The organism is Chitinophaga filiformis (assembly GCF_021646545.1).
GTDB lineage: Bacteria > Bacteroidota > Bacteroidia > Chitinophagales > Chitinophagaceae > Chitinophaga > Chitinophaga filiformis_A.
Genome location: NZ_JAKIRP010000020.1, coordinates 129003 through 146314 on the forward strand (window position 1 = coordinate 129003; position 17312 = coordinate 146314).

The window sequence follows — 17312 nt, forward strand, 5'->3', positions numbered from 1 at the left end:
ATCGATAAATCTTCAGGAGGCTGTTCTTATGGCGCAAAGGCAGTCTTTGTCTTACAAGATTGCCCTCAATAGTCATCAGAGCAGTCAATGGACTTACCGCAGTTATCAGATCTCCCGGAAGCCGGCGCTTTACCTGGAAGGTACGGTGCCTAATTATTCGCGTAGCATTAATAAGATCACTTTGTCAAATGGCGAGGATAGCTTTGTTGGTCAGAACCAGGCTTATAGTTCAGTGTATCTGAGCCTCCAGCAGAACATTACTGCTACGGGCGGGATGTTATCACTGGGATATAGGTTAAACCGTATTGACGTATTTGGCACAAACAGTTCGGTCAGTTATTCCTCCGTACCGGTTTCTCTGGCCTACACGCAGAATACACTGGGGTATAATCAATACAAGTGGCTAAAAAAGACGGAGCCGCTCCGGTTTGAACTAGCAGACCGGAAGTTTGTTTCTGATATGGAAGATATCGGTCTGTCGACCATAGATAAGTTTTTCAATTTACTGCTGGCGCAAACGCAAAAGGAATTAACGGCGAAGAACCTTGCCAGTTCAGATACTTTATTGCAAATAGCCAAAGAGCGTTTCAAGCTGGGAACAGTTGGCCAGAGTGAGTTGCTGCAATTAAGGCTGAACGTGCTGGAAGCACAGAAAGCACTGACACAGGACAGTGTAAACCTCTTTCTCGCCAGGCAGGAGCTGGTACGTTATCTGAACCTCGATCCGGAAGTGAACTGGATGATCAGCTTACCGGAGGAAGCCTCCTTTTTTATGGTGGGATTTCCGGAAGCCCTTGAGCGGGCGAAGAACAATAGTCAGGAGGTGTTGAAATTCAGACTTAACCGGCTGGAGGCGGAACAGCATGTAGCGGAAGTGACGGCGGCCAACAAGGTACAGTTCAGGATCGCCGCCAATTTCGGATTGTCTAATACGGCTCCAAATCTTCCGAAGCTATTTGACAGAATGGAAAACCAGCAGAACTTGTCTATCGGATTCAGTATGCCCATTCTCGACTGGGGCAATGCCAGCACCAGGAGACGCCGCGCTGAAGCTGACCTCAGCCTCGTGGAGCATCAGATAGAGCAGGAACAGGTAGAACTGGAACAGGAAATTGCACTCCAGGTATCCCGTTGGAGTCTGCTACCGCAGCAACTGGATGTGGCGAGGGAAAGCCGCGAAATATCCGAAGAGAATTATGCTCTGGAGCAACAAAGATTTCTCCGGGGATCTATTACGCTCAATGATCTTAACATTGCCCGTGCTAACAGGGAGCGTGCGGTTACTGCATATTATGAAGTCCTGAAGGTATACTGGCAGCTGTATTTCACCATACGTAAGCTGACCTTGTATGACTTTGAAAAGAAGGGGGAACTGAAGTATGTGATCAATAAGAGCAGGTAACGGCGTTCTATGGATGAAAAGCCGGCAGCTGCAGCTACTTTTGCCGGTACTTCAATTATATATTCCCCTTTTTCATTTCATCAACGGCATGGCTGGCCGCTCTGGCAGTAAGCGCCATGTACAACAGGGACGGGCTTTGATTGCCGGTGCTTGTCATGGCCGCACCATCGGTCACAAATACGTTTTTGCATTGATGCAGCTGATTCCATTCATTCAACAGGGAGCTACGGGCATCTTTACCCATTCTGCAGCCTCCCATTTCGTGAATGTCCAGCCCGGGGGCCTGATGATTGTCGTGTTGTTCGATCTTTTTGCAGCCAGCCTTTTCCAGCATTTCTGCGCTCTGGGTCAGAAAATCTTTGATCATTCTTTCATCGTTATCATCATAATCTACCGACATGATCAACAAGGGTATACCCCATTGATCTTTCTTATCCGGGCTTAGTCTTACATGGTTGGCTTCTTTAGGGATGGTCTCGCCCTGCATATACATATAAGTGCGCCAGCCACCAGGTTCGGTCAATGCTTCTTTATAGTTGGCGCCGATACTATTCTCTAAGAGATCTCCGTTGGTACGCGGACGATAAGCGCCCATAAATGTGGTGAAGCCACCAACATAGTCGGTGTCTTGCTGATGCAGGTTACGGTAGTTGGCGATAATTGGTTCTGTAGGGTTGCGGCCATAATAATATTTGTCTTCCAGGCCATCCATTTCAGCGCTTACGGATGCACGGTAATTATGAAATGCTACATATTTGCCCAGCAAGCCATTGTCGTTTCCAAGTCCGTTGGGAAAGCGGTTGCTGGTAGAATTCAGTAAAACCAGGTTCGTATTCAGGGCTGAGGCGTTTACGAATATGATGCGGGCGAAGAAGTCGGTTACTTCTTTTGTATTCGCGTCGATGACCCGGACGCCGGTAGCCTTCCCTTTTTGTTCGTCGTAGATAATAGAATGAACGACGGAAAAGGGTCGTATAGTAAGGTGACCTGTTTTCTTCGCCCAGGGAAGCGTGGAGGAAACGGAGCTGAAATAACCGCCGAAGGGGCAACCCCGCATGCATAAGCTCCTGGCCTGGCATGCGGTCCTACCCTGCTGCAGATGGATATCCTGCGGGGCTGTAAGTTGTGCCCATCGTGCATGTACAAGGTGGCGATCCTTGTAGTTTGCCTGGATCTTTCGCTGGATCTCTGCTTCAACGCAGTTCAGCTCAAATGGCGGCATGAATTCTCCGTCGGGCATCGCTTCTATACCGTCGCGGGTACCGCATACTCCTATGAACTTTTCGACGTGCGAATACCAGGGGGATATTGTCTCATAGTTAACAGGCCATCCGATACCATAGCCATAACGTTCTGGGGCGGTAAATTCGAAGTTACTCCAGCGCTGGCAGGCTCGGCCCCAGGTCAGGGATTTTCCGCCTACCTGGTAGCCCCGTATCCAGTCGAAGGGCTTTTCCTGGATGTAGGGATGGTCTTTGTCTTTGATAAAGAAATGAGCGGTGTCTTCCGCAAAACCGGCAGCCTTGCTGATCAGCGGATTTTCCTGGAGAAATTCCCTGGACAGCTGTCCGCGGTGCTTAAATTCCCAGGGAGCCATAGTGGCTGTGGGATAGTCTTTATTATGCTCTACATTTCTTCCTCTTTCCAGCACCAGTGTTTTGAGGCCATGGTCGCAGAGCTCTTTGGCGGCCCATCCTCCGCTGATACCGGAGCCGATGACGATAGCGTCGAAGGTGTTTTGTTGTGTACCTTTTGTATTAATGAACAATGACTTAGCGGACATAACGTGGATCTGCTTGTTTTAAGTTGATACAAACTCTTCCCTTATGGATTTAGTTGGATGCGAATAAATTTAAGGATTTTAGACAGATGAGAGGTTATTATTTACACAGGCGTTTACATGCGTAGGCACGGATTACCAACCTAAACCAAACTTAGGGTATGAGCTTTACCCGGGCATTACTTTTGAGGCTGATAACCGAACGTTGCAGCTCTCATCGACATCTTTCCGGTAAGCGGGCAACATTTCAAGCGGCGGTCTAAACTGGTTGTTACATGTCAGCTGAAAATAACAATGCGAAATCTCTTCCGGGCAGGGGAAAAATGCGCACTGCGTATTGGTGGTGGTCGTTTGCTATTTTCATGTTGCTGCTCATTCTGATTGTTTATTACTTCCCGGAAATCCGGAAAGAATTAAAACTCCTTGAGACAGTACATAGTTACTGGTTATCGCTGGCTATCTTCCTGCAGATCATGACCTATTTCTTCAATGCAATGGTTTACTTTTTCCTGTTAAAGGCTTTTAAGCAGGAAAATCTGCCTGGTGTGGGTGCACTTATTAAAGCTTCTGTTATCTCCCTGTTCTTCGACCAGGTTGTACCAAGTGCCGGTATCAGCGGGAAAGCGTACATATTCGGTTTTTTGGCACGATTCAATATAGCGGCAACAAAAGTGATTACGCTGATAGTAGTGGAACTACTAACGTTTTATGTTACACTCGAACTACTGATAGTATCGCTTCTTGTGACCAGTCTCTTTCACAGCAAGATAACTTATGTATTCGAGGGCGTTCTGCTGGCGGGCATCCTGGTTTACCTGGTAATTGGCAGTGCCACGGTATTTGCCGGCAGAAAGAAATTTCTTGCCGTTATTTACAGGAGACTTGCCAAGGTAAAGCTTGTAAGAAAACGTCTTGAAAGATTCAGTAGAAGCATGCAGCAACGGCAGCTGGGAGAAGATGAAGTACGGCTATCCGCATTTTTGAAAGGTAATAAAATGAATCTGTTCTATGCTTTTCTCGCCCAGTTGCTTGTCATTGCTGTCGATGCATTAACTTTATTGGCCTTGTTTCAGGGAGTGGGTGTTCCTGTCTCTATGTTTAGTGTGTTGTTGTGTTTTATATGTACCAAGATCGTCTCTACGCTACCTGTATCGCCCGGGGCGCTTGTATTGTATGAAAGCGGTATGACGTTCTTCTTTACCAGCCTGGGACTACCGCTGGCCTCCAGCGTTGTGGTCACATTGCTTTACAGGCTATTATCGTTCTGGTTACCAATGCCTGTTGGGTTTTTGCTATACAGAAGCTGGCTTAAGGCAGCCTGAGTGCCTTGTCTTAATGATTGTTCTCCCGTTTCAGTTTTCCGGCTTCGATCAATGCCGGATTTTTTATAGATTTATTAACTAGATACCACCATTGAAGATGGCTGTTTTTAGCGCGAAAAGATTAAATTTGGCAGGTATATGCCACTTATACATCTCTCCCCCATTAACTCGATAACTTCATATTGATGACACATAAAAAAGACCTTTCCAGAAGAACGTTTCTGCAGCAGGCGGGCTTGACCGGTCTAGCCCTGACCGTTGGCTATTACTGGCCGGCAATCGGAAAAAGTACGGGGGAAATTGTCCTTGCTGATGATTTGACTGAGCTGATGTCATGGATATCAATAGACGCTGCCGGTAAGGTAACTATCTTCAATCACCGTTCAGAAATGGGACAAGGTACCTGGCAGTCCATCCCGCAGATCGTCGCGGAAGAACTGGAGGTCAATATGGACAAGGTGAAGGTTCAGTATGTACCCGCCAATCCGGGGAAATACGGGCCACAGCCAGTGGATGGGAGTTTCTCCGTACGTGGCTGGTATGAACAATTACTGCGCATCGGCGCCTCTGCCCGGGAAATGCTTATTGAAGCCGCTGCGAAGCAATGGAACGTTAGTCCTTCGGAATGTTATGCAGAAAATGGAGAGGTGATTCATCGCGGAACGGGAAAAAGGCTTGGCTATGGTGCGCTGGTAAAAGATGCTGCTCAATTAAAGCCGCCTGTTAACGTCAAACTGAAAGAGCGTAAAGACTATAAAATTATCGGCAAGCCTTTACATCGCAATGACAGCGCCGCTAAAACCAATGGCACGGCAGTATTTGGGCTGGATAAAAAGCTGCCGGGAATGTTGTATGCGGTGGTGGAACGAAATCCGAGGTTTAGAGGAAAAGTAAAAAGTTTTGATGACACGGCAACAAGATCCGTTAAAGGCATAAAACGCGTTTTTAAGGTACGGCGGCCTGTATTTGGCATGTGGTGTGAAGGCGTGGCTGTTGTAGCAGATTCTATATGGGCGGCCATACAGGGGCGCAAACTATTGAAAGTGGAATGGGATGATACCGGGTTTGAGCATCTTAATTCAGAACAGATCTTTGAGCGGATGCATGAGGATCTGAATAAATTCTCGTCGCCCGAGAGTTTTGAAACGGCGCTGAAGCAGTCTTCTGCGGTTATTGATGCTGTTTATGAAATGCCATATCAATCACATAGTTGTATGGAGCCGCTTAATTGTATTGCGGATGTCAAAGACGATAGTATCGAAATATGGGGCCCTATACAGGAGGCGAACTGGATACAGGCAGATCTGAGTGAAAGACTTCATGTGCCTATTGAGAACGTGACCGTGAATATGACCTTCCTCGGTGGAGGCTTTGGAAGAAAAGCATCTCCGGATTATCCGCATGAGGCGGCACTTATTTCGAAAGAGATAAAGGCTCCTGTCCAGGTAATGTGGACCAGAGAAGACGACATGAGCGCAGGTCCTTTCCGCTCGGGGGCTGTGTACAGGTGCAGAGGTGGTGTCAATACGAAGAACAGGATATTTGCATTGCAGATCCTTTCAGCTGGACAACACTTTGGTCTGGGAGAAGACAAAGCGCCCGCGCCACAGACTTTAAAGGAGAATAGTGGCGAAATAAGCGGCATTATTTACGACTATTATAAGACGATACCACATTTTAGTTTTGGGAACGTGCCAATTAAATCGCCTATCCCCACTATGTGGTGGCGCGCACCTGGTGCTAACACCGATGCATTTGCTTGTGAGTGTTTTATAGATGAACTGGCGCATCTTGCCGGGCAGGACCCGCTGGCATTCCGGAGAGCTCATTTTGGCTTTCACCGCTATCTGGCACTTGCAGACCAATTAGCAGCAGTCAGTAACTGGGGGTCACGGCTGAAGAATGATGGCTGGGGCGTGGCGATCACGGAGTGTTTTGGTGGTATGGTGGGTCAGGTGGTGAAAGTATCCCGGCAAGATGGGAAAATTAAAATTGACAAGGTGGTTGCGCTGATAGATTGTGGCTGGTATGTAAATCCGGATACAGTCCGTGCCCAACTGGAAGGAAGCATCATTATGGCTCTCGGAGCGGCTGTGCATCATGCGACGCATTTTGAGCAAGGAAAGGCGGTAGAACGGAACTTTAGCACCTACCCTATGCCAAGGATTAATGATATTCCGGAAATTGAGGTGCATATTATGGAGAACAATGAGAAGCCTGGTGGTGTCGGGGAACCAGGACTGCCAGCGTTTGCGCCGGCTTTATGTAATGCGATTTTTGATCTTACGGGGAAAAGGGTCAGGAAGCTGCCCTTCAGGCTGGATAATTTGTCTTAGAAGAAAAAATTTGGGATTTTGAATAAATTATATACATTTGCAACCCGCAACTGAAGGACAGTTGCTTTGCCCAGATGGCGGAACTGGTAGACGCGCTAGACTCAAAATCTTGTTTCGGCAACGGAGTGCAGGTTCGATTCCTGTTCTGGGCACACAAAAAGGTTGTAAGTATTTGACTTACAACCTTTTTTATTTTTAGTTAACGTCGATTTTAGGCGCTTTTTTTCGGTTACGACCACCATCGTTGACTAAAAATTGACTAACGTAATGACTAAAAAATCAACCTGCACTCCACAGGAATTTAACCTGCACAGAAGCCGTAACATTTTAGTCACCAGATTGGCAAAGGTGCTTGATTCGACTAAAAAAGCTGACAAACTTGTTCTCCATTGTCGGCCTGTGCCAATCTGGCCAGTATCTCAAAATTTTTATTCTTTCCGCTTGTTTTCGCGTTTATTCGTTTGGGTGTCTGGTGCCCTGCCAGCAAAACTATGGGCATATTCATTGTACACATCATTGCTGACCGTAAAAATTGTTGGAGTATGAAAATTGTGAGACAGAAAAGCCCAAACGGAAAAAAGATTTACCTGTATTATGAATATGGCCGTGCCAAAGGTGACCGGGTCAAAACGGGTATGTTTTTATATGCAAAGCCGGCAAACGCCATTGAAAAACAACATAACAAGCAAACAGCAGATCTTCTCTTAGTAAAACAGGGGCAGCAGGTATTGGAGCAGCAAGCGATTGGAACTGGCTATATTCCTGAACACCGATTTAAGACAAACTTCCTTGATTATTATTCAGACTTTGTCGAAAACAATAAGAGGGACAATAACAGACATCTCAGCTGCTGCTTTAGCAAATTTAAAACATGGATCAAACGGCCCAGAGTAGCTACCATTGAAATCACTTATGATCTTTGCTTCCGGTTCCGACGGCATTTGCTGGATACATTGAAAGGTGAAACGCCACAGAATTATTTTGCAACCTTCAAAAGGATGTTAGAAAGCGCGACCCGGGAGGGTTACTTTAAGATTTGCCCTACAGACAACATTCCGGCTACCAAAAATCCGAGCGAAACAATTCCGGATTTTTTAGAAGTGGACGAATTTTTACAATTCATCGCCGCCCCTCCCCCTCCCCAGATTCAGGAAACCATAGAAGCATTCATTTTTGCTTTGTATACCGGCGTGCGCTGGTGTGATGTTGAGAATCTACAATGGGGAGAAATCAATGGTTTTAAGTACACCACCCGGATTCTACAGGCAAAAACAAAACAACCCGTCATCTTACATTTACATCATGTGGCAATGGCGCTGCTTCGCAAACGCAGACAATACCTGGGGGAAACAATAATTCCGACAAAAAGGGTGTTTAATTTACCATCCCACAAAGCAGCAATAGATGTAATTAAGGACTGGGCTAAGAAGAGGGGTATAACCAAAAATGTCACGCCCAAGACAGCACGTCTTACTTATTCCATTCTCCTGCAGGACAAGTCTGTTGATACGGCCACCGTCGCCTATTTATTAGGGCACACTACTACCAAACAAGTATCTGAGATATACAAACGTCACAGGCCAAAGAACCAAATGGAAAGTGTCAACAATCTACCAATTCCTGATGTCTTACCTGATTATTTACGATTTACCGAATAAATGGGAAAGGGGCGCAAAATTGACGCCCCTTTCCCTTGTTAACAAAGACCCTCACCTTTTCGAATTGGCCTCGTTCTGGACAATTTTTACCTCATCTCCGCCCATATATGAATCAAGCGCCTCTCTGCTATAATAGCCAGCTGTATTTTTGTATATACCGTGTTCCTTACACTTCTTTGCAAACTGGGTCCTGCCCAGGTTAGTATATATCAGCGCTTCCTCTGGCTTTAAATAAGGCTTGAAACATATTGCGATCGCCCGCATTGTCAGCATTTCCTCTTTCTTCATCATAATCCCACATTTACTTAATACTGATTGTTAATTTACACGGTATACTTCTCTTCGCGCTCAGATCTTCGTTCGTTACTCCTTCTTTCATAGTCAATATTCCACTCATTTCCCTTCACCTTGAAGCAACAAAAATAAACAACGAACTCTATTTGATCCTATTCAAAATATGGTCAGGGTAGGTCTTGTAGTATCTAATTTTGGGCGACAATTTCGCCGAAGCATCTGCAAAGGAAGCATTACAAATTAGTCCGCGAAATGGGCTATAACAGCCTTGAAATCCGCAGAGGGTTACCTGCCAAATCAAGGCACAAAGAATCATAAATAGTGTAAATAATTTGTGTACCTGGAAGCCCCCGATTTCCTCCGCAACTATATCTCTGAAATTCCATAAATCAGTCGAAAAAGGGCAGGAAATCAATGGGCTCATTCCCACTTTTTGAGGCACGTTCTGCAGGCTACGACTAGCCGCTTATAGATCGATTTTTACCAATACGAAATGCCAGAAAAAAAGATTTCTTCTGGCTAAAAGAACCTCAATCAGCGACCGGCCTTGATAAAAAAATCAGCGGGGAACGGATACTTTAAACGTTTAAGCCTTCTGGCAACTAGCCCTATGTTTTAGTGTTTTGCCGTAAGTTTCCCGTAAAATACAGTGGATCAGCTCTCTTCTCGCTGACAATCTCCAAAGGAAGGTAGGGCCCTTTAAAACCGCAATCAAGGCTAGTTTCAGCCAAACCATGACGTCAAATGCCTGCCTGGCTGTACAAACCAAGGACTTGCAAGACCAAGATTGTGGCTTTGCTCAACCGGCCAGGTGTCAGTTTGTCTGCCAAACTACCTGGCTACCCTTACTCCGGAGTCGTGGGTTTGACTTGAAAACCTGTAAAAACGCTATAAAAGAGCAACCTGCAAGCTCATGGTACGAAAGGACTTTGTGCATCTACCAGTGCAAATAGGCAGAGAAAGTAGAGTCATGGAAGTAATAGGAACAGTAAAACATAGCACCTAATACTCCGGTTAACAGCGCGCATCCACTACCTTTTGAACGACTGGAAAAACAAAACACTTAGTTTCCATTTACCCGTTACACGGAGTGATAAAATCCACTATCTTTAAAATCTTTTAATCATAAAAACGGGTTTTAGATGGAGATACTTGAATGGCTTATTAAGTGGTTTGATACCAATTGCGATGGAGAATGGGAACGCGAAAATGCAATCCAAATTCACACTGTCAGCAATCCAGGCTGGTATATTAAGGTTGACCTGCGAGATACACCTTTAGAAGACAAAATAATCGACTCCGGTCTAGTTGAACAATCCGATGATGACTGGTATTTCTACAGGATTAAAGACATGGAATTTCAGGCCAGTGGCGATAGTAGTAAACTGACATTTCTTTTGTCGAAATTTCGGGAGATAGCAGAAGCTAAACCCTAGGCTCCAATTGCGTAGTTTAAAAACCCTATCTCACATTCCTTAATAAAACTTGCCAATCAAATATTGAACATGGACGTAGCCTTTACTTATGAAACATCTGTTGAGTTAGAAAGAAAGTTTTCAGACATACACGTCGACTCAGCGCAGCTAAAATTCTATTTCAAAGAAAAGGACTATGGAGAACATCTAAAATCGCTCATAATTGGCGTAGTCTGCATGAGTCCCAGGTTCGAGCAATTTTTCAAACCTCGCAGGCCCAATTATCGTACAGAAGAAAAGGTATATATGCATCGCGGAGCGGAATTAACAACGCCTGCCATGTATCTGACATTCGACCTTAAGCTAGACTTTGAAAAGTACCTCAATACAAAGGACGGCAAACTTTTATTCGCACATGACGCATTAGCCTCTCTGGACACAATTGCCAAAGTCAAAAAAATAATAGACTTCAACCTGCCGCGTTTCAAAGCTGACTTCGAACAATTCTTTAAAGAAAACGGCTGGCTATAGTCTATCATACATGCCATTATCTATGTCAAAGTCCGATTGACTGTATGCAAATTGTTTTAGAAAAATTGTTCAACGGGTTCACGCTTATTTGCTTAGTAGGGGAAGTTTCTTTTGCGTATATAAGTGGAATTGTTGGGAATGTTCTGCGCGAATAAGCCTAGGCTATAGAACCTACTCCTCTTCCCTCAAAAAGTAAAATACATCCCCAGTTGTCTGCTCGGCCAGCTTATAGACGCTTGTTAGCCTAAGGTCTTTTTGGCCTTTCTCTACCTTAGTTAGCCAAGCCTGGTCAAAGCCCGTTTCCGCTGCAAGCTGCCGGGCTGACATATTCCTGCTCTTACGGTATTTCACCAATCTTTGGCCGACACGGTCTAAAATATACTGGTAATCTTTTTCTTCGTCTTTATTCATCAAAATGAAATTGAAAAGATTTCCTGAAAAAACCGATGTCCGATCGGACATCTTATCTGTTTTTTCCCTAACTTGCCGTTATTAAACTGAGTAAGAGTGGATTAATAAGAGCATCATCCGTAAATAATTTTATATAGCTTTGCGATCTTCATAAAGATTTTCGCATCGAAATTGTCTTGGTTCCCGAAACTCCCCATTTCAAACGACCAACAAGGCAACGTCGAGTAGCGCCATGCACTAGCGTGGGCGCTCGCGTTGTTTGGTCAAGGCACTGGGGAGTGCCAGGGAACATCAACGTAGAGGCCCACGTTTTCTTTTAGACGTTGGTTTCTGCATTCATGTATCCTGTTTAAATGCAAAATCAATGAAAAAAATTAAAGAATCAGCTCCGAACACATCGTCCTTCGTACAATCGGTACACTGCATTTTCTCGGCCCTTCCCAACAAATTCAGGGACAAAATATTAGAAGAATGTGCCGTCAGTACTCCAACGTATTATCGCCGCATAAGGGATGCTGGTCCTAAATGTAGTAATGCAGACAAAGATAAAATTGCCCAGGTAGCCATCCAAAGCCTTAAGGCGGCCATGGCAGAATGCGAGGCGATCATTTCCAAACGCGACCAGCTGAATTGACATTTTAGCGGTGTACCAGCTTAATCCAAGCACGCAGGCCCAACGCCGGGCCATAATTATTCAATAATACAGATTTGAGGAGTATATAAGAGCCATTAGCGCTGGCTCCGTAATAACATGGCTGCAGGGTATCTACCCTGTACCAATTCCTATTGCTATAACATACAAAACAAAATATTATGACAGCACCAGAAGTAGCAGTTGGGGAGGTCTTTCCTGTGCCCATGCCTACCGGTACCATAGCAGGCGACCACTATCTCCACTTCACTACAACGCTTTTTAACATTAGCTACTATACCAAAACGCCAAAACAACATGCAATGCTTGTAAACGAGGGAAGGTTTAAAGTTTATTTCGCAGCCATTGGCCCGATACCGCTGGCAAAGATACAAACTCCAATGGGCCAGCTTTACTTTGTACCTAACCCGATGGGATTAAGTGATAAGGAGTTTGCCGATTGGACTTTAGAACGGAAGTTTGCACCTACACGTATAACATTTTATCTGCTCAATATGAAAAATATCGTCGTAGCCAGTCACAGTATCATTATTATCCGCCAGTGGTACATATATGATACAACTAAACACCTGCTGGAGGTCTTCAATACTCCGAAACAAGTAGAAGAAGAAGTCGATTGTATTTTTAAAACCTATTCACGCAGAGCGTTGGAAGAGCGGTTTATAATGATTGGGTAAGTACTTGATAACCTGAAATGAATCAGCAGGAGTTACCTTTCAAAAATTTGATATTTTTGAGGCAGCGATAAAAGCAACAATAGATATTTTAACAATATATTGCAAACATTTACATGGATGCTTACCGAAAATGATATCGTGCGACTACTGAGTGCACACTTGAAGAAATCAGGGTATATAATTACTCAATCCCTTCTGACTACTCAACAAGGAATTGATATAATTGCAGAAGACACTAAGCATATACTTTATATTGAGGCGAAGGGCGAAACGAGTTCAAAAGAGCATTCCAAGCGGTATGGAAATGCTTTCGATGGAAATCAGATTAAATCTCATGTTTCAAGGGCTATTCTTGCATCAATGAAAATCTTGCATGATAAACCAGCAGGACCTAAAACAAAAGTGGGAATAGCATTGCCTGATACAGCCGGTCACAGAGAATTGGTAGCTAAAATCAATATCCCTTTAAAAACGCTAGGAATTAAAATTTTCTTTGTAACCGAGAACGGAGTGCATGAACAATAAAGTGAAACCGGGGAAGGCACTGCTGCCGTGCCATTCCCCCTTCCCCATCCCGGCAGGGTTCCAAACAATAGGGAGGATATCTGAACAAAAAATTAGCTACGTCCTCCAAAAGACACCCTTGATATTTACCATCAGATTTCTTGACGGCAATTTAAACAGCCCTTCTTTTCAGCAACAATTATTTTTACGATACTGATCATTATCCATTAAAGGCGGCGACCTGTAAGTCTAATATAACTTCTCTCAATTTCATTGGTTTCGCTATTTGTGCAAGTTTAGCTCCTATAGCCGTGACACTACAACCTTTAGAAAGCCAAGAACGGGAAGAGTCCCTTCTTTTTCTGCAATGAACTACTCAATTTCTTTTTTACAGTTCCATAGTGCTCATCCAATTGCATATCTATGTTAAATAATGCTTAAGTAACTTTTGCTGTGAGATGATGAAGAAAAGGAAAGCAGCGCAAAAAGGAATGGCAGCGCAGCAGTATCCGTTAGATGCGGAAAATTGCCGATGAATATCAGTTAATCGTGCGATAACCATCGTCTGTTAGTGCCACAATACTATCCGTTCAATATATGCGCCTCCATAAGATGAAAGTAAGCTTACCCTTTTGCCATTTAGCAAATTTTAGTTAGCTTTTCTCAAGTAATACCGGGAAACAAATATCAAATTAGCAAAATACTATATTTAATGCCTATACTCTTACTCATAGACACTTGCATATGGAAGGTTCTTGTCTCTAAGAATGATTACGGACATTATTTAAGACAACTCGAACATTGGGTAGAAAACAAAGAAGTCGAACTGTTGATCCCTCCACAGCTTACCAAAGAGTGGGAAAAACATCGCGAGATGGAAACGAACATTATAAAACAAAGGATTAACAAAGCAGAAAAGGATATAAGATCTCTACGTTTACTTCATCACCAAGACATCACAGTAAACATGGAGGTAGCTGAAACACGGCTGATTGCACAAATAGATGCTATCGACAAATTAATGGCCGACGGAATACAACTTGAGGACAATGAACATGCTATCATAAGAACCTACAAGCTAAAAGTGGAGAGGAAGCCACCTTTTGCAGCTAAACTCGACAGCGACTCAGACGCAATGATGTTGTTCAATTCTATGTGCTATATCAATACATTAGAGGAGAAACAATTTTTCTTCGTTTCCGCTAATACTAATGAATTTTCCTTTCCAGAAAACAGTAGTCAGTTTCATCCAGAATTGCAGGAAGAGTATCCGAAAGTAGTTGTTAACTATTATACCAGTCAAACTAAATGCTTTGCAGCTTTACAGGCAATAGGCCTCTCATCACTTCCTAATAGCGAAGTAGAAGTCCATATATCCAAGGAGGTATTCAGTATCAATAAGACCGCACCGCTTCTTGATCAGCTCTACCAATATATGCAAGTTGTATTTCATGAATGGAGCTTTCTGCCATTAAAGTTCTTTGCCCGGCAATATCCTTTCATCGTAAAATCCAACACAGAATTTATTCCACAGCCCTTTATACTTTTTACAGATAACAAGGAAGTCCGAGACTTGTTAGCGGACATTACGTATCAAAATGGAACGCATACGTTGGCAAATCCCAAATGGGCTGAAGGTGTAGATAGTGTAGATAAAAAAGTAGGAACCATTGCCACAAATTTGGCTCATAATTTGGCTCATTTCCTCAGATATAAGGACGACAAAACTGAGCGCCCTTTCTTCTCCTTCAACTACCTCAAAACCAACACATCACTAGCCGCATATCTGCGCTTCGATTATATAGACCTATTCGGAATACAAGAGATCTCTACAGATGATGCATATACGCTGTTAACTAAGGCTTACATCATGTATGAGTTGGGATTTTTTAAAGAAGCAGTAGCGTTTTTACAAAGCGCTCAGATAAAAGCAGAACACGAGCCAAGAAGAATACTACAATACATTGCCAATTATAACCTAGTCAAGTCCATTCGCTTTTTACGTACCCTTTATTGGGATAACACATCACAAGAATCACTTATCAAAAAATTAAGGAAGATCGATCTGTCTGAGATCTTTTCGTATGTGAAAACTAATGAAAACGAGGCCATCCTTCAATGGATACATAGTAGTGCTTTTTACAACGAAACGCTACTCAAAATTCATGATACAGTAACACGAATCAGGAAGACATTTTATGCCAGGTCCACTGGATTTAACCAAGATTTCGATGACTTAAGGTTTGCATTCTATCAGATAAGTGGATTCATTACTTTCAATGGCTTATTCTATGATCAATTCTCCGAATTTGAAAGCGTGTCCAAAGCCTTTCTGGAAGGGGTGCTTGCCTCGTATGGTTGTTCCAGTGACCTAAGCGGTAAATTAGCAATTTTCACCGATGATTTATTACTAAATCTTGTGCGCCATTGCGATCACGAAAACATTAAACACTTAATTAATAGATACAAAATAACAGAACTCCGTTATTTGAGTGCCGAAGAAGGAGCCAGTTTCGTTGACCTCTTTTTAAATTTCTTGCATAAACATGACGCCGTATGGTCAGCCCATGACACATCGAAAAAAGTAGATACAATCCACTTTAGAGATACATATTACAGGGTGTTCGGTAACTTTTTGACCATTACAAGCTACTTAGAACTAGATGCAGCAAAGCTAAATAATATTGCGGTGGCCTTGTTAAGTTTCCTTCAGTGTGATCAGAGACAAATGGGACATGCCGTGGTAAAATTAGTTACTCATTTTATGGAAAGAAAGGGCGGGGTAATTGCGGGGCCGCTACTTAACAACTATCTTCACGTGTGTGTATTGGACAAGCGCCTAAACAACGAAGTTCTCGTACATTATATTACCGAGCATCTATCCGAAAATAACTGGGAGGTAACAATCTCCACCACAGAATTCGAACTGTTCAGAGCCACTTATTTAGACTCTAAATACCTTTTCGCTAATGATCATTATATAAGCGTCATTAGTTCCTATTTTAGCTCTATTAGAAATGAGAACTATAGACAACAGATTCGAAAGTTTGTGACAAACACCCTTGATAGCGAATTCAACCATAAACTCTTTTATTATGCAACCATACATAACATTATAATAACAACAAACGAGCAGCACGTTGCTTTCCATGAGGCAATGCGCATCTATATTTTGAAAACAAAAGACGACAGATTACGACTTTCAAAATCGCATTATACAAACCAGACAATTGATAGCTATTTGAATTTTGTCTTCAAGGAAAATTATGACTTACCACAAGAAGTGATTGCCGCCTTAGTTGATTTAGGGCCCTACTACGACTGGTTGCTGCATCTTGACACCTTCGACTACGTCAAATTTGATTATCGCTGGTTATACAATTACTGGACAATTTATTACCGCGCCCGATATAAAGCATCGACAGCACTAAAACGATGTTTGCTAGATATAATTCGTAAGCAGCCACAATCAAACGCACAGGGAGTATTCATGAATATTTACCATAGCGGAGAATAGTAACGACACAGGAAATAACCGAAAAGTCAATCGGATCAACATGCGGGATTTATCTTTCACTATATTGAATGAATAGTTTAAAATGATAGTTGAAGTATTTTTCAAAGATATTAAGTCAGTTATTTTAAGTCATTTAAATAAGGCAGAAAAACGCATTTTGGTAGCTGTAGCTTGGCTTACCAATGAGGATTCTATTAATGAACTTACCTATGCAACGCATCTACGTGGATCGTTCTGAAATAAGAATGAATAAACTTTAAACTGGGTAGTAAAGATAACGCAGCTAAACACTATCACGATGAATCTTATGCGTGTATAACCAGCTCATGCTCGCTGCCATATCCAAGGTCACCTCTTCTACCAGCCTACGTAATCGCTTAGGTATTCTTTTTAATACCTCAGTCAACCCGTCTGCCTGCGTGCCTTTGATCATCGCTATTATTGACCCTTTACGTCCTTTAGCTTCTTTATTTGTAACAATCGTGTAGAGTTCCCCACTAGCAAAGGCCGTTTCGTCAATGCTTAGATAGCGACCCATGTTTTGCTCAAAAAGCATCCATTCAGCTGCATGTTCTTTCTGCTCCCATGTGGAGTAATCGCTGAGATGGTGTTTGTATTGTTGCTGTAATTGCTTGCCATCAACCTGAAAGAAATGGACTAGAACTGTAGGACTAACAGGGCTTTCGTCCAAGTGTTTCTTTTAAAAAAAGACCGAACTCTTTGGTAATACGAGCTCCGTCACTGACAACATCCCAATCTCTGGTGATGATCTCATTAGTCTGGATATCTTCCCAGCGTCTACGTTTGATAACC

The 17312-nt window shown here is 43.2% G+C and carries 14 protein-coding genes and 1 tRNA gene; 11 read left to right on the plus strand and 4 right to left on the minus strand.

Annotated elements, in window-relative coordinates; genetic code table 11:
- The first annotated feature begins 46 nt into the window (after positions 1-46).
- Positions 47-1402 carry a TolC family protein gene (locus tag L3C95_RS31700; RefSeq protein WP_236394649.1) on the plus strand — a complete coding sequence of 452 codons (1356 nt, stop codon included), beginning with the start codon at positions 47-49 and terminating at the stop codon, positions 1400-1402.
- Positions 1403-1457: 55 nt separating this feature from the next.
- Here the strand turns inward: L3C95_RS31700 and L3C95_RS31705 are convergent, their stop codons facing one another.
- Positions 1458-3185, minus strand: a complete 1728-nt coding sequence (locus tag L3C95_RS31705) for a GMC oxidoreductase (RefSeq protein ID WP_236394651.1) — start codon at positions 3183-3185, stop codon at positions 1458-1460.
- Positions 3186-3457: 272 nt separating this feature from the next.
- On the opposite strand from L3C95_RS31705, the gene L3C95_RS31710 reads away from it, so the two are divergent.
- The 4 genes from L3C95_RS31710 (at position 3458) to L3C95_RS31725 (ending at position 8498) form a co-directional block, all read left to right on the plus strand.
- On the plus strand, positions 3458-4504 hold the full coding sequence (locus tag L3C95_RS31710; protein ID WP_236394653.1) for a YbhN family protein: 1047 nt from the start codon (positions 3458-3460) through the stop codon (positions 4502-4504).
- Between the two features lie 185 nt (positions 4505-4689).
- Positions 4690-6840 (plus strand): xanthine dehydrogenase family protein molybdopterin-binding subunit, encoded by a 2151-nt coding sequence (locus tag L3C95_RS31715; protein ID WP_236394655.1) that lies wholly within the window; start codon positions 4690-4692, stop codon positions 6838-6840.
- Between the two features lie 68 nt (positions 6841-6908).
- Positions 6909-6992: transfer RNA gene (locus L3C95_RS31720), tRNA-Leu, on the plus strand.
- A 390-nt stretch (positions 6993-7382) separates the two neighbouring features.
- On the plus strand, positions 7383-8498 hold the full coding sequence (locus L3C95_RS31725) for a tyrosine-type recombinase/integrase (RefSeq protein WP_236394657.1): 1116 nt from the start codon (positions 7383-7385) through the stop codon (positions 8496-8498).
- Between the two features lie 51 nt (positions 8499-8549).
- Here L3C95_RS31725 and L3C95_RS31730 read toward each other — a convergent pair whose 3' ends face one another.
- Complete coding sequence (locus L3C95_RS31730) at positions 8550-8789, minus strand: hypothetical protein (protein WP_236394659.1); 240 nt, start codon at positions 8787-8789, stop codon at positions 8550-8552.
- Positions 8790-9934: 1145 nt separating this feature from the next.
- Between L3C95_RS31730 and L3C95_RS31735 the strand changes: the two genes are divergently transcribed.
- Together L3C95_RS31735 and L3C95_RS31740 are read left to right on the plus strand one after the other, a co-directional pair.
- Positions 9935-10228 (plus strand): immunity 53 family protein, encoded by a 294-nt coding sequence (locus L3C95_RS31735; RefSeq protein ID WP_236394661.1) that lies wholly within the window; start codon positions 9935-9937, stop codon positions 10226-10228.
- A 69-nt stretch (positions 10229-10297) separates the two neighbouring features.
- Positions 10298-10738, plus strand: a complete 441-nt coding sequence (locus tag L3C95_RS31740; protein WP_236394663.1) for a hypothetical protein — start codon at positions 10298-10300, stop codon at positions 10736-10738.
- 171 nt (positions 10739-10909) lie between these two features.
- Here L3C95_RS31740 and L3C95_RS31745 read toward each other — a convergent pair whose 3' ends face one another.
- Positions 10910-11200 (minus strand): helix-turn-helix domain-containing protein, encoded by a 291-nt coding sequence (locus L3C95_RS31745; RefSeq protein ID WP_236394665.1) that lies wholly within the window; start codon positions 11198-11200, stop codon positions 10910-10912.
- Between the two features lie 313 nt (positions 11201-11513).
- On the opposite strand from L3C95_RS31745, the gene L3C95_RS31750 reads away from it, so the two are divergent.
- The 4 genes from L3C95_RS31750 (at position 11514) to L3C95_RS31765 (ending at position 16499) form a co-directional block, all read left to right on the plus strand.
- A complete protein-coding gene (locus L3C95_RS31750) occupies positions 11514-11783 on the plus strand; it encodes a hypothetical protein (protein WP_236394667.1) in 270 nt (89 codons plus the stop codon).
- A 179-nt stretch (positions 11784-11962) separates the two neighbouring features.
- Positions 11963-12478: a hypothetical protein gene (locus L3C95_RS31755; RefSeq protein WP_236394668.1), complete on the plus strand. Its 516-nt coding sequence runs from the start codon at positions 11963-11965 to the stop codon at positions 12476-12478.
- Between the two features lie 117 nt (positions 12479-12595).
- Entirely contained in the window at positions 12596-13003 is a 408-nt protein-coding gene (locus tag L3C95_RS31760; protein ID WP_236394670.1) for a hypothetical protein, read from the plus strand.
- Positions 13004-13694: 691 nt separating this feature from the next.
- The gene (locus L3C95_RS31765) at positions 13695-16499 is read left to right on the plus strand and encodes a PIN domain-containing protein (protein ID WP_236394672.1); all 2805 of its coding nucleotides are present in this window, start codon (positions 13695-13697) and stop codon (positions 16497-16499) included.
- A gap of 283 nt (positions 16500-16782) precedes the next feature.
- On the opposite strand, the gene L3C95_RS31770 is transcribed toward L3C95_RS31765, so the two are convergent.
- A complete protein-coding gene (locus tag L3C95_RS31770; protein ID WP_236394674.1) occupies positions 16783-17190 on the minus strand; it encodes a transposase in 408 nt (135 codons plus the stop codon).
- Positions 17191-17312: the final 122 nt, after the last annotated feature.

Coding starts and splice junctions, on each gene's coding strand:
- L3C95_RS31710 (WP_236394653.1), top strand. CDS start 3,458: ATGTCAGCTGAAAATAACAATGCGAAATCTCTTCCGGGCAGGGGAAAA.
- L3C95_RS31745 (WP_236394665.1), bottom strand. CDS start 11,200: ATGTCCGATCGGACATCGGTTTTTTCAGGAAATCTTTTCAATTTCATT.
- L3C95_RS31715 (WP_236394655.1), top strand. CDS start 4,690: ATGACACATAAAAAAGACCTTTCCAGAAGAACGTTTCTGCAGCAGGCG.
- L3C95_RS31755 (WP_236394668.1), top strand. CDS start 11,963: ATGACAGCACCAGAAGTAGCAGTTGGGGAGGTCTTTCCTGTGCCCATG.
- L3C95_RS31735 (WP_236394661.1), top strand. CDS start 9,935: ATGGAGATACTTGAATGGCTTATTAAGTGGTTTGATACCAATTGCGAT.
- L3C95_RS31765 (WP_236394672.1), top strand. CDS start 13,695: ATGCCTATACTCTTACTCATAGACACTTGCATATGGAAGGTTCTTGTC.
- L3C95_RS31725 (WP_236394657.1), top strand. CDS start 7,383: ATGAAAATTGTGAGACAGAAAAGCCCAAACGGAAAAAAGATTTACCTG.
- L3C95_RS31740 (WP_236394663.1), top strand. CDS start 10,298: ATGGACGTAGCCTTTACTTATGAAACATCTGTTGAGTTAGAAAGAAAG.
- L3C95_RS31730 (WP_236394659.1), bottom strand. CDS start 8,789: ATGATGAAGAAAGAGGAAATGCTGACAATGCGGGCGATCGCAATATGT.
- L3C95_RS31760 (WP_236394670.1), top strand. CDS start 12,596: ATGCTTACCGAAAATGATATCGTGCGACTACTGAGTGCACACTTGAAG.
- L3C95_RS31750 (WP_236394667.1), top strand. CDS start 11,514: ATGAAAAAAATTAAAGAATCAGCTCCGAACACATCGTCCTTCGTACAA.
- L3C95_RS31705 (WP_236394651.1), bottom strand. CDS start 3,185: ATGTCCGCTAAGTCATTGTTCATTAATACAAAAGGTACACAACAAAAC.